Source organism: Gloeobacter violaceus PCC 7421, from assembly GCF_000011385.1.
Classification (GTDB): Bacteria; Cyanobacteriota; Cyanobacteriia; order Gloeobacterales; family Gloeobacteraceae; genus Gloeobacter; species Gloeobacter violaceus.
In genome coordinates this window covers 492,552-508,446 of the sequence record NC_005125.1, presented here as the reverse complement: position 1 = coordinate 508,446, position 15,895 = coordinate 492,552, and the positions used below count along the sequence as shown (strand labels likewise).

At 56.8% G+C, this 15,895-nt stretch carries 14 protein-coding genes; 1 reads left to right on the top strand and 13 read right to left on the bottom strand.

Annotated features, from left to right (window positions below; genetic code table 11):
* Nucleotides 1–257 precede the first annotated feature (257 nt).
* Together GLL_RS02470 and GLL_RS02465 are read right to left on the bottom strand one after the other, a co-directional pair.
* On the bottom strand, nt 258–1,370 hold the full coding sequence (locus GLL_RS02470; protein ID WP_011140478.1) for a glycosyltransferase: 1,113 nt from the start codon (nt 1,368–1,370) through the stop codon (nt 258–260).
* A gap of 239 nt (nt 1,371–1,609) precedes the next feature.
* Nucleotides 1,610–1,918, bottom strand: coding sequence for a PipX family protein (locus GLL_RS02465; RefSeq protein ID WP_231848354.1), 309 nt, complete (start codon nt 1,916–1,918; stop codon nt 1,610–1,612).
* Between the two features lie 68 nt (nt 1,919–1,986).
* On the opposite strand from GLL_RS02465, the gene GLL_RS02460 reads away from it, so the two are divergent.
* The gene (locus GLL_RS02460; protein ID WP_011140476.1) at nt 1,987–2,919 is read left to right on the top strand and encodes an NAD(+) kinase; all 933 of its coding nucleotides are present in this window, start codon (nt 1,987–1,989) and stop codon (nt 2,917–2,919) included.
* A 3-nt stretch (nt 2,920–2,922) separates the two neighbouring features.
* Here GLL_RS02460 and GLL_RS02455 read toward each other — a convergent pair whose 3' ends face one another.
* The 11 genes from GLL_RS02455 to GLL_RS02405 form a co-directional block, all read right to left on the bottom strand.
* On the bottom strand, nt 2,923–3,306 hold the full coding sequence (locus GLL_RS02455) for a PAS domain-containing protein (protein ID WP_011140475.1): 384 nt from the start codon (nt 3,304–3,306) through the stop codon (nt 2,923–2,925).
* A gap of 286 nt (nt 3,307–3,592) precedes the next feature.
* Nucleotides 3,593–4,576 (bottom strand): sugar phosphate nucleotidyltransferase, encoded by a 984-nt coding sequence (locus tag GLL_RS02450; RefSeq protein WP_011140474.1) that lies wholly within the window; start codon nt 4,574–4,576, stop codon nt 3,593–3,595.
* Between the two features lie 70 nt (nt 4,577–4,646).
* The gene (gene rfbC / locus GLL_RS02445) at nt 4,647–5,201 is read right to left on the bottom strand and encodes a dTDP-4-dehydrorhamnose 3,5-epimerase (RefSeq protein WP_011140473.1); all 555 of its coding nucleotides are present in this window, start codon (nt 5,199–5,201) and stop codon (nt 4,647–4,649) included.
* A gap of 1 nt (nt 5,202) precedes the next feature.
* Nucleotides 5,203–6,078: a glucose-1-phosphate thymidylyltransferase RfbA gene (gene rfbA, locus GLL_RS02440; RefSeq protein WP_011140472.1), complete on the bottom strand. Its 876-nt coding sequence runs from the start codon at nt 6,076–6,078 to the stop codon at nt 5,203–5,205.
* On the bottom strand, nt 6,078–7,160 hold the full coding sequence (gene rfbB / locus GLL_RS02435; RefSeq protein WP_011140471.1) for a dTDP-glucose 4,6-dehydratase: 1,083 nt from the start codon (nt 7,158–7,160) through the stop codon (nt 6,078–6,080). Before rfbB ends, rfbA begins: the two co-directional genes overlap by 1 nt.
* A 588-nt stretch (nt 7,161–7,748) precedes the next feature.
* Nucleotides 7,749–9,227: a hypothetical protein gene (locus GLL_RS02430; protein WP_164928526.1), complete on the bottom strand. Its 1,479-nt coding sequence runs from the start codon at nt 9,225–9,227 to the stop codon at nt 7,749–7,751.
* 103 nt (nt 9,228–9,330) lie between these two features.
* Nucleotides 9,331–10,476 carry a DUF1972 domain-containing protein gene (locus GLL_RS02425; RefSeq protein WP_164928525.1) on the bottom strand — a complete coding sequence of 382 codons (1,146 nt, stop codon included), beginning with the start codon at nt 10,474–10,476 and terminating at the stop codon, nt 9,331–9,333.
* A 107-nt stretch (nt 10,477–10,583) separates the two neighbouring features.
* Complete coding sequence (locus tag GLL_RS02420; RefSeq protein WP_011140468.1) at nt 10,584–11,471, bottom strand: sulfotransferase domain-containing protein; 888 nt, start codon at nt 11,469–11,471, stop codon at nt 10,584–10,586.
* A gap of 95 nt (nt 11,472–11,566) precedes the next feature.
* Nucleotides 11,567–12,505 carry a sulfotransferase family protein gene (locus tag GLL_RS02415; protein WP_011140467.1) on the bottom strand — a complete coding sequence of 313 codons (939 nt, stop codon included), beginning with the start codon at nt 12,503–12,505 and terminating at the stop codon, nt 11,567–11,569.
* 79 nt (nt 12,506–12,584) lie between these two features.
* Nucleotides 12,585–13,820, bottom strand: a complete 1,236-nt coding sequence (locus tag GLL_RS02410) for a glycosyltransferase family 4 protein (RefSeq protein ID WP_011140466.1) — start codon at nt 13,818–13,820, stop codon at nt 12,585–12,587.
* A 151-nt stretch (nt 13,821–13,971) separates the two neighbouring features.
* Entirely contained in the window at nt 13,972–15,846 is a 1,875-nt protein-coding gene (locus GLL_RS02405) for a hypothetical protein (RefSeq protein ID WP_164928524.1), read from the bottom strand.
* Nucleotides 15,847–15,895 lie beyond the last annotated feature (49 nt).

The following is a 15,895-nucleotide window of genomic DNA, read 5'->3' as shown; positions in this document are numbered from 1 at the left end:
TCAAAAATGAAGAGAGTCAGACGGTCGATGGAGGGCTTCCGGCGCACGGCGATTTTGTTGAGCGTGATCCAGACATGTCGGCGTCAGGGCCGCTCAGCGGTTGAGTTGATCAGGCAGCCCCTGGAAGCTCGGCAAACCGGCACCACCCTGCCGTCATTGATCCCTGCCGCAAGCACCTGAATAGTTACGACCGCCATACCAGGGAATTACGCGGTTGGCACCTGGCGAGACGGTCTGCTATGCACGGTGCGATGGCTTTACAAAGCTTTTAGGCTTCCCTCGGAGGCAGAACCGCAATCCGCGCTGCCGAGCAACCCGTGGTACACCGCCAGTGTCTCCCCACAGACTCGCGCGACTTTCAAGCCTTCTAAGTTCTGCTTCGCTTTGCCCCGCCAGTATCGAAGGGAAACAGAATCGCTAAGCAGCTTCTCCAAAGCCGATGCTAGGGCTTCACTGTTGCGAGGTGCCACCAAAAGTCCAGCTTGTCCATTGTCCAACGCTTCGGGAATCCCATCCACACGACTGGCCACAATTGCACATCCCACTTCGCGAGCTTCGGAGATTACCAGGCCATAGGGTTCTCGATGCGAGGCCAGAACGAAAATATCGGTGGCAAGCAGGTATTTTTGCGGCTCGAGCTGAAATCCTTCAAAGTGAACTCTATCGAACGCTGAGGTTTTTCGCGCCTCGGCTTCAAACTTCGCTCGGTCGGGACCATCTCCCACTAGATAAAGATGTGCGTCGGGAAATTTCTTAGATATTCGTTCAAAGGCCTCGATCAATTCAGTGATGCCCTTGCGCTCGGCCATTCCGGCAACTGTTGTGATCGCCGGATGTTGCAAGTTCGCCTTCGAGTACTGATCCAGTGAGCGCATGCGCGGACTGCCCAAGGTGCCGTTCAAGACGGTTGTAACCTTGTGAGAAGGAAAACCACGCAACACTATAGCCTGAGCAACAGCTTGGCTGACGGCAATCACCCTATCGGCCAAACCCATAACCCACGCTCCCTTCTGGAACTCAGAGTGAACTGTCGAAACAAGCTTGTACTTCGAGCCAATCCGGAGCAATTTAGCGAGGACCATGCCCGGTATCATGTGGGCATGAACAATATCAGGTTGGAATTCGCGCAAAATCCTTTGATAATGAATTGCCGCCTTCAAGAATTTAATAGGATTCTTCTTTAAAGCTGTATGCTCCAACTCTACGTGCGTAACGCCATAGGCTTGCAGTAGTTCCTGGTACTCGCCGCGGGCAGCGACAAGCAAAACATGGTTTCCTGCTTCCGCCTGTAGACAGGCTAGATCAACAACAACATTCGTGACGCCGTTTCCGTCTCTTCGAATATGATTTACAATATGCAGTATGCGCATGGGTGAAGACCGCAATAGCAGTGACAATGTTTGCTGATTTTCAAAGTTTTGATTGAAGCACCGATCACCGGTTGAACAATCTAGCTTACCATCCGTAACCGCACCTTTGGGCCGGGTAAAGCTCGGCTTTTCACCGAAGTCTCACAAGGTGCTTGCGAGAGAAGCGCCGTCTAGGCAGAATTGGTTGGTGCCCTAGCTGTGGCTAAACTCGCTCAACAAACTCCCCGGGTCCATAGTCCTCAAAAGTGACGTTGCTGGAATTGTTGAAGACGATCCAATGCGGTGTTCTCGCCCAGGGCGCGCAGTATCTTGATGCGGTTCTCGACGATGCGCCGAGCTTTTTCGCGGCCGATGGGTTCGAAACCCAACACCGGGATGAGGGTAACCAGAAAAAACAGCTGCTGAGTGTACAAAGTTGAGTAGAGGGCAGACTCCTCTCCCACCGGACAAATCAGAAACAACAAACCGAATGTGGGATGTGTCAAGTACTGCTCGCTGGTCATCCTGCGCAACATGGCATCGGTATGTCCTTCTAGTAGATCGACCATGTCCGGGCCGGATATGCTGTGGTGAGGGCTGCCTATCGCGGTCGGTCCATCCCAATCGACATATCCCCATGCCTGCTTTTGAAACCGTCGTTATTGCCTACCGGGCCGAAGAAGCCCACAGCCGGATAGCCGCCGACCGGTGCGAATCCCTTCTGCACAAAGTCGGCTGCCGGGTGCTCAAAGGGCCCACCGGTCCCCAAGACAATCCCTACCCGCACTTTCTCGAGGCGACGGGCGGGCACATCGATCTGGCCATCGTCCTGGGGGGCGACGGCTCGATTCTGGCGGCGGCCCGCTATCTGGCTGCCGTCGATGTGCCGATTCTGGCGGTCAACGTCGGCGGACATCTGGGCTTTCTTACCCAACCGCCGGAGGTACTGGGAGGGCGCTACTGGGAACGGTTGCTCGCAGGCGAGTGGGAACTGGAAAAGCGCATGATGCTGCAGGCATCGCTCACCGGGCCGCCGCCGCTGCCGGAGCGGCAGCCTTACTTTTGCCTCAACGAGTTTTGCTTGAAGCCGGCAAGTGAGATGCGTCTTACCAGCATCATTTTGGAACTGGCCATCGACGGTGAGATTATCGATCAGATCCATGGGGACGGATTGCTCGTCTCAACACCGACCGGTTCCACCTCCTACACCGTAGCCGCCAACGGACCGATCATCGCGCCATCGCTGCAGGCGATTACCATCACGCCCATCTGCCCACTATCGCTTTCGAGCCGACCGGTGGTCCTGCCGGCCACCGGCACCATCGAGGTGAGTCCCCTGCGCGACCCCGACCTCAACATCAAACTTTGGAGCGACGGCGCTTTTGCCGCCCCCGTGCACCCTTGCCAGACAGTGCGCATTGAGGTGGCCCGACACCCAACGCGCCTGCTCATCCTGGAGGAGGATCATTCTTACTTTCGTACCCTGCGCGAGAAGCTCAAATGGGCAGGAACGCGCATCCAGGCTGAGCGCGACCCGGAATGCCTGCTGCCCCCCCAGAATCACCCTTGAGTCTTACAACTCGCGTTGGCCTGCCAGTTTATAACTGTGTACGTCCGTGCAGGTGCCAAACCAGCGCAACACCTGGCCGTCGCCGTCGTGGATGGGCATCGCTTTACCAAGGTGCCAGCGGTAGGTGCCGTCGGAGGAACACCTCAGGCGATATTCCACTTCATAAGCTTCACCGCTGCGCAGCGACTGCAGCGAGCGGCGCAACAGCAGGGGCAAATCCTCCGGATGCACAGCGTGCTGCCAGCCGCAGCCCTGCAATTGCTCCAGGCTCGAACCCGTGTACTCCAGGCAGTACTGATTGCAGCATTCTAGATATCCTTCCGGACTCGACGTCCAGACAATATGGGGAACGCATTCCAGCAAAAAACGAAAGCGCCAGTCGTCCATGGAAGTTCTCCTGATCAACGGGAAATCGAAGCAGTTTGCTTATCACACTGAACCGCAGTTGGGCTTATGTGTTAAGCCGATAGATCACTTATCAAGTGTTTCTTTCAACTCTATATGGACGAACCATTTGAAGGTGAAAGAACAACTCTATGACCGAGTATTTGTGTTGGTTGTCATCGAATCTTTACTGTCTGAAGCGTCACACAAAAATTCTGGCTCCGAGAAATCCCGGAGCCCTGATACTGGCCGTTCACAGGCGACGGCACTGCGGTGGCCATGCATCTTCCTAGAGATTGGGCAGTCCGAGTGAGACCTGCATCCCGTCGCCCCAGATCGAACGCACCAGGTCGCCCTTGAGCTTGTGGCCCCACCGCGCGCTCGTCCACACCACGCTGTCCACCACCACGCTGCCCGCGCGGATCGTGCACCCGTCGCTCACGCAGCTGTACCCCAGTACCCGCGCACCCTTCTCGATCGTGCACCCGGAACCGATCAGAGCCTGTTCGGAGACCACCGCCCCGGACTCGACCACCGTGTTCGCCCCCACCCGCTGCTTCAATTCGGGATGGGTCAACAACTCCCAGTGCGTGTACAGATACTGCGAGAGCGTCCCGACATCCGACCAGTACGCCCCCGTGCGCATTGCATATACCGGTGCTCCCTTAGAGACCAGCAGCGGAAACAGGTCGTTGCCGAAATCGAAAAAGGCCGCCTCGGGGATGTGCTCGAACACCTCAGGCTCCAGCACGTAGATGCCCGTGTTCGCCAGACGCGAGCGCTCGCTGCCCTTGGCGGGCTTTTCTTGAAAGCTCTCGACGCGGCCGTCGGGGTCGGTGAGGACGACGCCGAAGCGGCTCGGGTCGCCGACTTCTTTGACGGCCATGGTGGCGACGGCGCCGGATTGCTTGTGGAAGCGCACCAGGGCGCCCAGGTCCAAATCGGTCATCACGTCGCCGGAGATAACCAAAAAGGCGTCGCCGGCCAAAAAGTCCGCCTGCCTGCGCACGCCGCCGGCGGTGCCGAGGAGTTGTTCTTCCCAGGAGTAGCGCAGCTCGACGCCGTGGCGGTGTCCGTCCGCGAAGCGCTCGGCGATTTTTTCACCGCGGTAGTGGAGGTTGGCGACGATCTGGTCGAAGCCGTGTTTGCGGCACAGGGCCAAGATGTGGGTCATGACCGGTTTGTTGACGACGGGCATCAGGGGTTTAGGGAGGGCGTCGGTGAAGGGGCGCAGGCGGGTGCCTTTGCCGGCGGCGAGCACAAATGCTTTCATTCGGTTTGCTCCAATCGGATAGTTTGACGGTCGGTGGCCTTCGGCGTGGCTGGAACCGCATCCCAGGGCCTTACGGATAAGTGGGCAAATCGAGCGGATCGATGCGCGACAGAGGCAGGTTGCAACGGTCACGCGCCGAGAGAACCGGCTCCTCGATGCGCCAGGCAATTCCCAAGGCGGGATCGCTCCAGAGCACCCCCCGCTCGTCTTGGGGATAGAAAAATTCATCGCACTTGTACATAAATTCAGCCTTCTGCGACAGCACCAGCAGGCCATGGGCGAACCCACGCGGGACAAACAATTGCTGTTTGTTGGCTGCGGATAACAGCACTCCAGCCGATTGACCAAAACTCGGTGAACCCTTGCGGACATCGATAGCCACGGCGAAAAGCTCACCGTGCAACGCCGTGTATAGCCTGGCTTGGGGACGGTGCAGTTGGTAGTGCAGGCCGCGAAGGGTGCCTTGGGCTGATCGCGAGCGATACTCCTGTACGAAGCTGACGGAAATGCCCGCCGCTGCAAACTTTTGTCGCTGATAGCTTTCAAAAAAATACCCGCAGCTTTGCTCGTAAACGGCCGGTTCAATCACGACCACACCGGGCAGGGCAGTCGCGATAAAGCGCATCTCACCGGTTTCCCCTTTCGACGAGGTTTCTGAGGTACTGGCCGTACTCGGTCTTGCCCAGCCGCCCCGCCTGCTCCAGCACCGCCTCGACACCGATGTGACCCATCTGGTAGGCGATCTCCTCCAGACACGCCACCTTCAGACCCTGCCGCTTCTCGATCGTCTCGATAAAATTCGACGCCTGCAACAGCGACTCGTGCGTGCCGGTGTCCAGCCACGCCATCCCCCGACCGAGACGCTCCACCCGCAACAACCCCCGCTCCAGGTAGGCGTTGTTGACGTCGGTGATCTCCAGTTCCCCCCGCGCCGAGGGCTTCACCCCCGCGGCGATCTCGCTTATCTGTGCGTCGTAAAAATACAGACCGACCACCGCGTAGTTGGATTTCGGCGCTTTGGGCTTCTCGTCGATCGACAGCACCCGCCCTTGCTCGTCGTACTCCACCACCCCGTAGCGCTCTGGGTCCGAGACGCGGTAGGCAAAGATCGTCGAGCCGAACGTGCGGGTGGCCGCTTTTTGAAGCATTTCGCCCAGGCCGTAGCCATAGAAGATGTTGTCGCCCAAGATCAGACAGGCCGGGCCGCCCTCCAAAAACTCGCGTCCGAGGACGAAGGCCTGGGCGAGGCCGTCGGGGCTCGGCTGGACGCAGTAGCGGATCTCGATGCCGTAGCGCGAGCCGTCGCCGAGCAGTTCTTGGTAGGCGGGCAGGTCGCGGGGGGTGGAGATGAGCAGCACCTCGCGGATGCCGGCGAGCATCAGGGTGGCCAGCGGGTAGTAGATCATCGGTTTGTCGTAGACGGGCAGCAGTTGTTTGCTGACCCCCAGGGTGAGGGGGTAGAGCCGCGTGCCCTTGCCCCCAGCCAATATGATCCCCTTCATCAGGCTGTCCTCCCGCGATAGTTGATGGCAAACCACTCTTTGTAATCACCGCTCAGCACCTGCTCCACCCAGTCGCGGTGTTGCGAGAGATACCAATGGACCGTTTTGCGAATGCCGCTCTCGAAGCTTTCAACCGGCTTCCAACCCAGTTCGCGCCCAATCTTGCTTGCATCGATAGCGTAGCGGCGATCGTGACCAGGCCGGTCGGCGACAAAACGGATCTGTTCGCGGTAACTGCCGCTGCCCAAGCGCGGGCGCTCCTGATCGAGAATTGCGCACAGCGTGCGGATTACCTCCAGATTGGTCTTCTCATTGTGGCCGCCGACATTGTAGGTCTGGCCGGGTGTGCCCGAATCGAGTACTCGTTCAATGGCACGGCAGTGATCCTCCACAAACAACCAGTCGCGGATGTTGGCGCCGTCGCCATAGACAGGCAACGCTTTGCCGGCCAGGGCGTTAAGCAGCATCAGGGGAATGAGTTTCTCGGGATGCTGGTAGGGGCCGTAGTTGTTGGAGCAGTTGGTGGTGAGCACCGGCAATCCGTAGGTGCGGTGGTAGGCGCGCACCAAATGATCGCCAGCCGCCTTGGAAGCGGCGTAGGGGCTGTTGGGCCGGTAGGGCGTCGTCTCCGAAAATGCCGACTCCTCCGCAGACAGCGAGCCGTACACTTCGTCGGTGGATACCTGCAAAAATCGGAAATCTTCCACCTCAGGCTGGGTCAATTGCTTCCAGTGGTGCAAAGCCGCCTCAAGCAGCAAAAAAACACCGTCGACATTGGTTTTCACAAAGGCATCGGGAGAATGAATGGAGCGATCGACGTGACTTTCGGCGGCAAAATTGACGATATAGCGTGGACGGAAACGCGCCAGTAACTGTGCAATCAACTCGGGGTCGCAAATGTCCCCCCGGACGAACACATGCCGGGGATCGGCCTGAAGGGCATGGAGGTTGGCGGGATTGCCGGCGTAGGTGAGCTTGTCGAGGTTGACAAGGGTGCCATTGTGCCGCGAAAGCCAGGCGCAAACGAAGTTGGCGCCAATGAATCCAGCGCCGCCGGTCACCAATATCGTTGGCTTGTCCATTTTTTCTCTCAAAACGTTTTGGTGGGCAGTGGACGACAAAACACGCAGCCAGGGGACTGTGCCGTGGTGCTGGCCCGCAAGGTTGCCGTGACGGCAAACCGGTCGGTGTCGGCCGAGCCTGATAACTTCAGGGTTTTCCCTGAACATTACGGCCAGAGGGGTGGGTTAAAATCAGTCTGCCCGGCAGGGTGTGTACAAGCGCGGCGGGCTTGAGGCAAACAAACGATGCACTAAGGCAGGTTCAGCGATGCATGAATCGATAAAGAGTCGCACCGGTTGGTTATGGTCAAGATTGCTCAGAGCGCTCGGGTCAACCTCTGGCCAGAACGGGTCGGATGCTATGCAGGTCGCTCACTCTGATGCGCCATATCCGCCCGGCTATCTTCAAAAGTTAAGAACAACCACCCTCCAACGACTGTTAAAAGTACATCAGATAGACCTTTCGAACTACGTCCGCTACGGAAACGAGCAGAGAATCACCGACGGCGCGGTTACCGTGGCCGAACTGGTCGATGACTGTCGTCGCTCGATGCTGGCTATTGAAGATGAGCTGGATAGGCGGGGGATTCGACGGCTTTAACTGGCGTATCAAGAGGAGAACCGAGTGATCGAATAGGGCGGCAGAGCAAGGTTCTTTGCGATCCCGCCAGAGGTTTTGCGCAAAGATGCCGGGCTACTCACCAGGGTCAACGGATCGCCTGAGACTTGCTCAAAACTGCCTTGGGGAATCACTGCGGCAGTGGTTATTTGCTGGGTTGAGGATGCAAGATTTACGACAATCGCTTGCCGGTTGCGGCCGTCGCCGAAGCTCCAACCAAGCAACGACGGGTAGCCCGCGCCTCTGCCCGCCCGAATGGTCGGGGCGCCTGGAAAATCGAGCTTTTGTCCCAAGGTCTTACCGGCCAGCGCTGCGCCCACAAGTTTCAGCGCCGAGCCGGTGGCAGTCAGTGCGAGGGGAACCGACTGGGGTGGAGCCGCCGCCCGGGTAAAATCAGTCGGCACCAGAAAACCCCGCTCGTTGCTGAAGATGCTCGCAAACAGGGCATTGCCCAGTAGCGTATGGCAAAGAACATGGGTGATTCTAGGTTCATCGATAAACAGCAGCGTCGTCACTGTCACACCCAGACCGTGGACCCATGTGCCAGCCAGCGGCTGGCTTCTATCGAACAGGTTGTACTCGGTGATCCAGATCTCGCGCCCCACCGGGAGCGAACCAATGCCCTCTGTGCGCAGTTCGTTCCAGGCCACAAATGGCGTGCCAAGAATGCTGGCGATCTCAGTGGCGGAATAGCGCAACGATCGGGAGCGTTGCGAACGGCGATAGGGGTCGGAAAGACCCGTACCGTAGTAATGGTGCAGGGTCAGGGCGTCCCCACCTTGCAAAGTCGACAGCAGATCAGCATTCCACCCAAGCCAGCGACGGTCGCGAACGCGCTTAGGAGGAGCAGCCACAGAAGCCACTTTTGCTTCGGGAAACTCTTTCTTGATTGCTGCTGTCCAGCGGTTTGCCTCCTGAGCGTAAGCGGCGGCAGTCGGAAACTTGGACTTGTGGTCGGCACTGCCGATATAGAACTCGTTGCCAAGCTCGACATACTTGACAGGCAACCCAAGCCCCTTCGCCTCCCGCAGCGACCCAAGCTGGGTTTCGAGATCTGAACTCAGCAAGTTGAGGACATAAACCGGAACCGCACCAGTTGCCCTAATTGACGCCTGAAAGTTCTCGAGACGTACCGAGCGAGGCTTCAGTTGCCGCAGGTAGTTGGGCATCGGAAAGCCAGTAACAAACCACCCCACCTTCCAGTTCCAATAATTGGATTCTGTTCCTCCCGGATAACGCAAAAGTGCAGGTTTGAGTGGTACCAACGCCCTTATCAAGGCGGAATCGTCCCAGGCTACTTCTCCAAGGAAGTTGGCACCGTTGTATCCAAAGTAGTCGGGAGGAAGCTGGCGTTCGTTGCCCGTCGCTCTGGGCGTCAGCACCTGGCTTTGCACCGGCCGGGGGGCAGTGCTAAATAGCAAAACTGCCAAGCAAAGCGTGACGATGGTGTGTGCAGCCGGTGCAACCATCTGCCGTGGGCGAACAGTGTTTGTCTCTCTCCCCATTGCCACCATCTCGGTATCAGTGCAAACCTATTGACGAAAAGTCCGCAATGCAGGAAGTCAGCCTCATCTAGACCTTGCCGCTGTTGAGCAGTGACGGTTGCTTGACAGCCATCGTGTTGCCGGTGGCCAGAGCCACGTAGGCATCTGCAACAGCGTCCCAATCGTACAACTGCTCAATGCGCTGGCGCAGTTGCTTGCTGTGATCCGAAGCGGCGATGGTGCGTCGGAAGTCGGAGGCGAGCGTCCCAACGGTAAAGAACTCCCCCAACTCGCCTAGGGTCTCTCGGCTGAACGGAGTGTCAATGGCCAGCACCCGCGGGCACAGCTGCATCGCTTCAAGCAAGGCGGGATTGGTGCCGCCAACGGAGTTTCCGTGGATGTAAAGAGCACAGTAGCGTCGCAGTACCGTCACCACATCAGCATCGTAAACCGCTTTACAAACCAGAACATGTTCGCCGTGGCGGGCAGCCAATTCCTTCAGCCTCAAACTGTAGGGAGTGTCGTGGCTATAGCCGATCACCAAATGCTTGTATCCTTCCCGGCTCAGACCTGAATCGACAAACCCTTCGGCAGCCTCCACCGGCAGATTGTCTGCCTCAATGCGGGTGATCTGAAGCGAATACTTGCCCGGCTCCACGCCGTACTGCTTAAGAATTTCGGCCGCCCGTACGGAGGACACCTGCGGCAATTGCGGCACACCATAGGGGATGAAAACGGAACTCGCACCAAAACGCTTGCGATAATAAATACTCAACTCCCGAGAGTCCGAAATCAAGTTGCATAGCTTCGCAATGATGGCCGACGCCCCAAAATAGTAGAGCTTAAATGGCAGAGACCACTTCGGTCGCCGCCATTCGAGTCCGTCGGTATTGACGCTCATCGGAATGCCCGTAAAGAGGGTCATCAAGATGCCCGGTAGATTAGCGTTGTTGAACCAGAAGACATAATCGTACTGCTTGCGGTTTGACAGCAGGTGCAAACCCGTCTGGATAGAGGAGACAAACGTGTCTAGGCTTCGGTTGGTCGAACCGGGTACGTAAACGAGTGTTCGTCCCTCGTAAGCGGCCGGTTGCTGCTTGTACATGTGCCCGCGACAAAACACTTCACACTCGACGCCGTCGGCTGCAAGCCGGGAAGTAATTTCCTGCACAGCGGTCTCGAAACCGCCGTACTTGGCAGGCAGACCCCGAGTCCCGCAAAACGCAATTTTCATTCGGACAACTCCTGAAATGATAAGCAACAGCCTGCAATTGGTTAAGTGCGCCCTCGGCAATAGCTGCCGGGGGCGCACGGACTACAGAATCAGCCAAGGACAAATCGTCAACGATTCCAACTGTGCAGCGGTCGATCAAGCATCGAACTGAGGGCGCCGTTGTGGGGGAGAAAATACTCAATAAGGCGTTGCCGAGTCTCGGGTTTCATCGGCGGCGGAGTAAACGGTTTCTCATTGAGGCTAAGCAGGGCTTTGCGGATGGTGTAGCGCAGCTTTGAAGGTAGAAAGGGCCTGATCATCGCCCTGAGGAAATGGTCGTTGTCGGAGGTCATCATCTTGGTCAGTTCCACCGATCGCGACAGGGCAGCAGCGTTTGAACGCCGCTCAAATGAAGGTGTAAACGCCCCATCGACCCCGGCCGCTTCAAAGATCTTGCGGCATACTGCGGCGGGATCTTTCTTCAAATCGTCCACCAGGAAGACTTGGACGCGGTGCTCTCCGAACGTGTTGTAGAGATTGGCCAAATGTTTGTAGTAAGTGCTGCGGTTGAGGTAGGCTCCCGAGAATACCCGGATGTTGTTGCTGCGCAGCCGCTCGGGCTCCTCCGCCAGAGCTTGCTCGAAGGAAGGCGACTCTTCCCAGGCCTTGCAGCGCAAGTACCAGTAGGCGGAGTAGGCACGGTCGATGGGATGGCGCAGCAACAGCACAATCCGGCAGTCGGGATTGTGTTCGTACAGGCGCTGGACCATCTTCGGCTGGTACATCACCTCGATGCACTTGGCGATGATCGTCGAGTGCCCTGGGCTCGCTTCCGGGAAGTACTGCCTGAAGGTGGCATCGTAGCCCTTGGCGTACTGTACATCGGCAAGGAAGCCGCAATATTCTGTTTGATCGTGGGTGGCGATGTCTGGATGTTGGCCTAGATAGTCTTTTAGCGATGTCGTGCCGGCCTTGTGGGCGCCAGCGACCATCAAGCGAATGGGCGGATTTTTCATCGATGCTCTCCGGTGAAATCCTTGGGTGGAATTAGGCAGGCAACACTCTGCGCAGCGGCCTTCAACCGAGGCCAACAACGTGTAGATGCCCTGGATCAAGCCGGGGGGACAAGCCAAGTTGGCATATTACTGTATCCACGCTTTGCAAGCTGATGGGCGAGGCGCTCGTTGTAGGGTGCATAGACAGATTCAAGGTAGGAGCGCGTTCTGCTGGACATTCTTTCTTCAAAGGGCTGGCCGTTGAGGGTGAAGTATAGCCTGCGAGCGGCGTCTTTGAGATCGGGGAACAAGCGCAAAACTCGCTCGGCTTTCATATTAAAAGCGAGCGCCGCCTTGTGCAGCAACGCAACTTTGTAGCTGATGGTTTTATTCTCCACCCTGAGGGTCTCAGGAACGACAGCCTCAACGCCAAGCCAATCATAGAGTTCCGCAAGCAGCAGCGCTGGATCACGCTTAATTTGATCAAAAAAGAACACTCTAATTGAGTCGGGAAAGACTTCAAACCAGTCGTTCATGTAGTTGGCATAGAAGCCGCCTTGAATACCCCAGTAAGGATCATTTGTCTGCTTGCAGACCTCAGTGTAGGGAATGTTCTCGCACAGTTTAATATAACGATCGAAGATCATATCTTTGCTGATATTGAGCATTGCCTTCTGATAGTTATAAAACGAGAACAACCGCTCGACTGGCTCGCGCAAGATCATGACAATCCTGGCTTGACCAAGTTGCTGTCTCATCAAACTAGCGAGTTTGTACCCTCCTTCAAAATAACCAGGCGTTGCTTCCATCACGTAGCGTTCTGTCCGGTATCGCTTGAAATTGAGAAGATATTCGGTAACGGGTGCCGGTTCACCACCGTATCGAACGGGTAAGAAGTAGCACGTTTCCTTCTTACTCGAAGGACAAATGTCCGGGTGTTGGGACAGATAGGTAAACACCGAGGTCGTGCCGCCTTTGACAACTCCGGCGATGACCAGATTTGGCAATACACCCGCTTCGGTTTTGACGATTGGTGCGATTTGCTGAACAGCCATAGGGAGGACACCTTTGCGATTCAATTGCTGGATTGACGCCGCAAACGATCGCTGCGGCGATGTTTGCAATACAAAGCATTTAACGCGGAACGGGCACCTTTGCGCCCATCAAATCGTTGTAGACGCCGACAATCTGTTCGTAGTGGTGATTTTGACTGAAATACCGCTCGATTTTCTGCCTTCCCGCCAGACCCATCTCCATTGCCCTGCGCCGATCGCGGGCCATGGCAAGCAAGCACTCGCGCAGGTGTTCACTATCGCCGGGTGCGAAGAGCAGTCCGTCGGTGCCATCTTCGATCAATTCGGGGATTCCGCCGATGTCGGCACCGATCTGAGGTCGGCTGTGGGCATACGCTTCCAGCACGGCCATTGGGCAGTTTTCGTACCACTCCGACGGCAGCACGCAGCACAAACTGTCTGCGATAAGTTGTTGCAGTTCTCGGCCTCGCTTCGGCCCGAGGACGCGGATGTGGGAGAGGCCTCTGCGGGCCACAGTGGCTTCGACCTCCTCACGGGCCTCGCCATCGCCCACGATCAACAGCGGTACTTCTGTCAGTGGTGCGGCCGCCTCAATGAGCGTGAAGATCCCTTTCAAGCGCTCAAGGCGGCCAAAGTACAGAAAATAGTCGCCCTTGCCGGGGTTGACGGGAATGTTTGAAACATCGACAAAGTTGTGTACTGTCACCATCTTGTGCGCCGGGATTCCCAATTCGGCCAGTTTTCGTCTTTGAAAATGGCTGACGGTGATGAACCGATCGACTTTGTCGATGACACCGCCGAGGGCGTGAGAGTAATACAACTCGGCGGCACTGAGCAACGAGCGGCTCAGCGATCCCCGATTGCACCGCTTTGCCACGGCTTGCCAGAAATCTTTGCCGTTGCAGCTCTGGCATAGCTGACCGTCGGCGGACATCAGCGTCGATACCGGACAGACCAGCCTGTACTCGTGCAGCGTCTGCACTATGGGGATCCCCGCCTCTTTCAACGGCCGCAGAATCGATGTGGTCAGTTGCCCGTAGTAGATGTGCAGGTGGGCAATCGCCGGTCGGTGCTCGCCAAGCAGGCGACTCAAGGCATCTGCAGCTGGTTTTGAGTGCACGAAGCGGAGAAGATCCCTTGCGGAAGGGGATGTGAAGTTAATCGGTTCCGGAAAGTAATGTGCCCAGGGGGTCTCGCAATTTTCTGGTTGGCGGGCTGCAAATGGAATGACCTGATGCCCCCATTTTTCCAGCAACTCTCCCAGACTGAAAAAATATCGGTCTGAGCCTCCCCGAATGAAATAGTTTTGAGAAACATTCAGTACTGTTGGCAACATGGGTTTGCACCAAGCGGTTGAGCAATTTTTTTCAGCTTCAAGCTTCAGGTCTACCTGGATTGGAGCCTTGTCGTTCGAAAGGACGACCGGTGCAGATTACCGGTCGTCCTCGTGCGTCGCTACAAGCGATGACTTGACCTGTACGCCAAGCTCAGGGATTAGCCTTGAGAACCTGGAAATTATCGTAAACAATCTGGATGGATGGAGAATCCTTGCTGTATGCCATGATCCCGGCTTTGCTCTGCAAGTCGAAGTAGCGGCCTTTGTCGCCACCTGCCAGAGTAACGGTTCCAGGCAGATTCACCACACCCGTGTCTAAATCCGCATAAACGGCGCGGTAGGCCGACCTGATGGTGGAACCGTTGGGATCAGCCGTCAGGTACAACTCCAGCGACTGTAGGGTCGAGGGGTTAGCGAGCGAGACAGTACTGATGGTCGTACCCACTGCTCGTCGCTCCTGGTAGAATTCGATACCTATCGTGTTTGTGTCCGTGGCCCTGGCTACGAGTTTGATGAAATTATCTTGATCGGGGCCTGTAAAGATGCCTGCCTGCTGATAAGGCGGCACCGCAATTTGGGACAGCGGGCCTAGGATTTTAGCAGAGGCAGTAAAAGGTACACTTCTGCCGTCAAAGGCTAGTTGCAGACCGTTGACAAGATTGTTGTCCGTTCGGCTGGGGCTGCTGTCAGCTGTTGTTAAGACTAGCGTGCCGGTATTTGCGGTGCTCAGGCGGAGCAACCCCGCATTGTAGGAAGGGGTGCTAGTGAAGGTATCGTTGTTGTTGCGCTGGGTGCTGGTAAACCCCAGACCCGCTCCGTTGACATCCGTGAGGGTGCCGGACACGGCCGAGCGAAAAAAGAGAATCAAAGCAGAGTTGCCGGGCGTTAGGCCGGGCGTTGCAGGGTTGAGCGACGCGCTTTCCGGCCTTACATTAGCAAGCAGGAAAACGCCGTCCTGATAGTCGTAATTCTTGCCCGATTCGGGGGTGGGATTTTTATTACCAGGGTCGACGATCCCATACCAATGGTTCGGCACAAGCGCCCCATTTTTGTCGCGCACGGGGAATATGCGCCAGTTGTGGGGCTGGTCAGGGGTATTCTGTGCATCATTGATGTAAGCGTTGTCGAGCTTGATGCCGAAAGGGCCGTTCGGAAACCGCCCAATGGTGCCAGCCGTCGGGGCGACGTCGGTCCCATCGACCGAAATTTTCGGAAGCAACCGCTGGTTTTCACCACCGCTTTCGTCGCTGCCGCCTTCAAAGACCAAAATCTGGTTATCGGTTCCTCCAGATTTCGGCCGAAGTTTTGTGTAGCCTTGCAAACCGGTTTTGCGCGCCGCATACCTGGCAAGGGGCCAAGCGAGCAGAGGCTTGCTCGCATCGGCGCGAACCCAGTAAGGCGAGTAAAGTTCTTCACCGACGAGGGCTTTATCACCACCAATCTTGAGCAGTTCGGTGCCGATGACGGTGCTCCAGCCGAAGCTTCGCGAGATTTCCGCCGCCGCCGGCTCGTTGTTGCCCTCATAACCAACGGCGTTGAGGCCTGCAAGCGGGATCTTGAAGATCGGCTGTGCCGGGTCATCAGTACTAACACTCAACGTCGCATAGTTCTCGGCATTGGTCGAATGCGTAGAACTGTTCTGGATGATTCCCGAACCACGCTGGGGAGCAAACTGAATCGATAGCTCGAGTGACGCGTTCGGTGCGAGCACCAAAGGCAAAGCAGGTGCATTCAGTATCTGAAAGTCGCCCGCTCTTTTGTAGTCTCCGCTGCGACCGTTCGCCGCATTGACGATCTCATCCGAATCTCCGAGGACAAGACTGCTGATTGTCAGAGGTTCCAGGCCTGAGTTTGTCAAAGTCACCGATTTTGGGGAGCGAATCTCTTCGTCGACTGTGCTGAAAACCACACGATTGTTGACAATTTCAGAGTCTGGAGTTCTCACACTTAGCTTACCGCTTGCTTTGGCGGCGGGGGAGCTCACCAGAGTAGCAAGCGCCAGCAACCCCGCTGTCAGCACCGACATGCGCACGGCCACCAAGTATCGGCAACGATTTCTAATCAACATACGCATC

Bases quoted from the DNA above. Each gene is read 5' to 3' on its own strand.
- GLL_RS02470 (WP_011140478.1), bottom strand. From the start codon at position 1,370: ATGCGCATACTGCATATTGTAAATCATATTCGAAGAGACGGAAACGGC.
- GLL_RS02465 (WP_231848354.1), bottom strand. From the start codon at position 1,918: ATGGTCGATCTACTAGAAGGACATACCGATGCCATGTTGCGCAGGATG.
- GLL_RS02460 (WP_011140476.1), top strand. From the start codon at position 1,987: ATGCCTGCTTTTGAAACCGTCGTTATTGCCTACCGGGCCGAAGAAGCC.
- GLL_RS02455 (WP_011140475.1), bottom strand. From the start codon at position 3,306: ATGGACGACTGGCGCTTTCGTTTTTTGCTGGAATGCGTTCCCCATATT.
- GLL_RS02450 (WP_011140474.1), bottom strand. From the start codon at position 4,576: ATGAAAGCATTTGTGCTCGCCGCCGGCAAAGGCACCCGCCTGCGCCCC.
- rfbC (WP_011140473.1), bottom strand. From the start codon at position 5,201: ATGCGCTTTATCGCGACTGCCCTGCCCGGTGTGGTCGTGATTGAACCG.
- rfbA (WP_011140472.1), bottom strand. From the start codon at position 6,078: ATGAAGGGGATCATATTGGCTGGGGGCAAGGGCACGCGGCTCTACCCC.
- rfbB (WP_011140471.1), bottom strand. From the start codon at position 7,160: ATGGACAAGCCAACGATATTGGTGACCGGCGGCGCTGGATTCATTGGC.
- GLL_RS02430 (WP_164928526.1), bottom strand. From the start codon at position 9,227: ATGGTTGCACCGGCTGCACACACCATCGTCACGCTTTGCTTGGCAGTT.
- GLL_RS02425 (WP_164928525.1), bottom strand. From the start codon at position 10,476: ATGAAAATTGCGTTTTGCGGGACTCGGGGTCTGCCTGCCAAGTACGGC.
- GLL_RS02420 (WP_011140468.1), bottom strand. From the start codon at position 11,471: ATGAAAAATCCGCCCATTCGCTTGATGGTCGCTGGCGCCCACAAGGCC.
- GLL_RS02415 (WP_011140467.1), bottom strand. From the start codon at position 12,505: ATGGCTGTTCAGCAAATCGCACCAATCGTCAAAACCGAAGCGGGTGTA.
- GLL_RS02410 (WP_011140466.1), bottom strand. From the start codon at position 13,820: ATGTTGCCAACAGTACTGAATGTTTCTCAAAACTATTTCATTCGGGGA.
- GLL_RS02405 (WP_164928524.1), bottom strand. From the start codon at position 15,846: ATGTCGGTGCTGACAGCGGGGTTGCTGGCGCTTGCTACTCTGGTGAGC.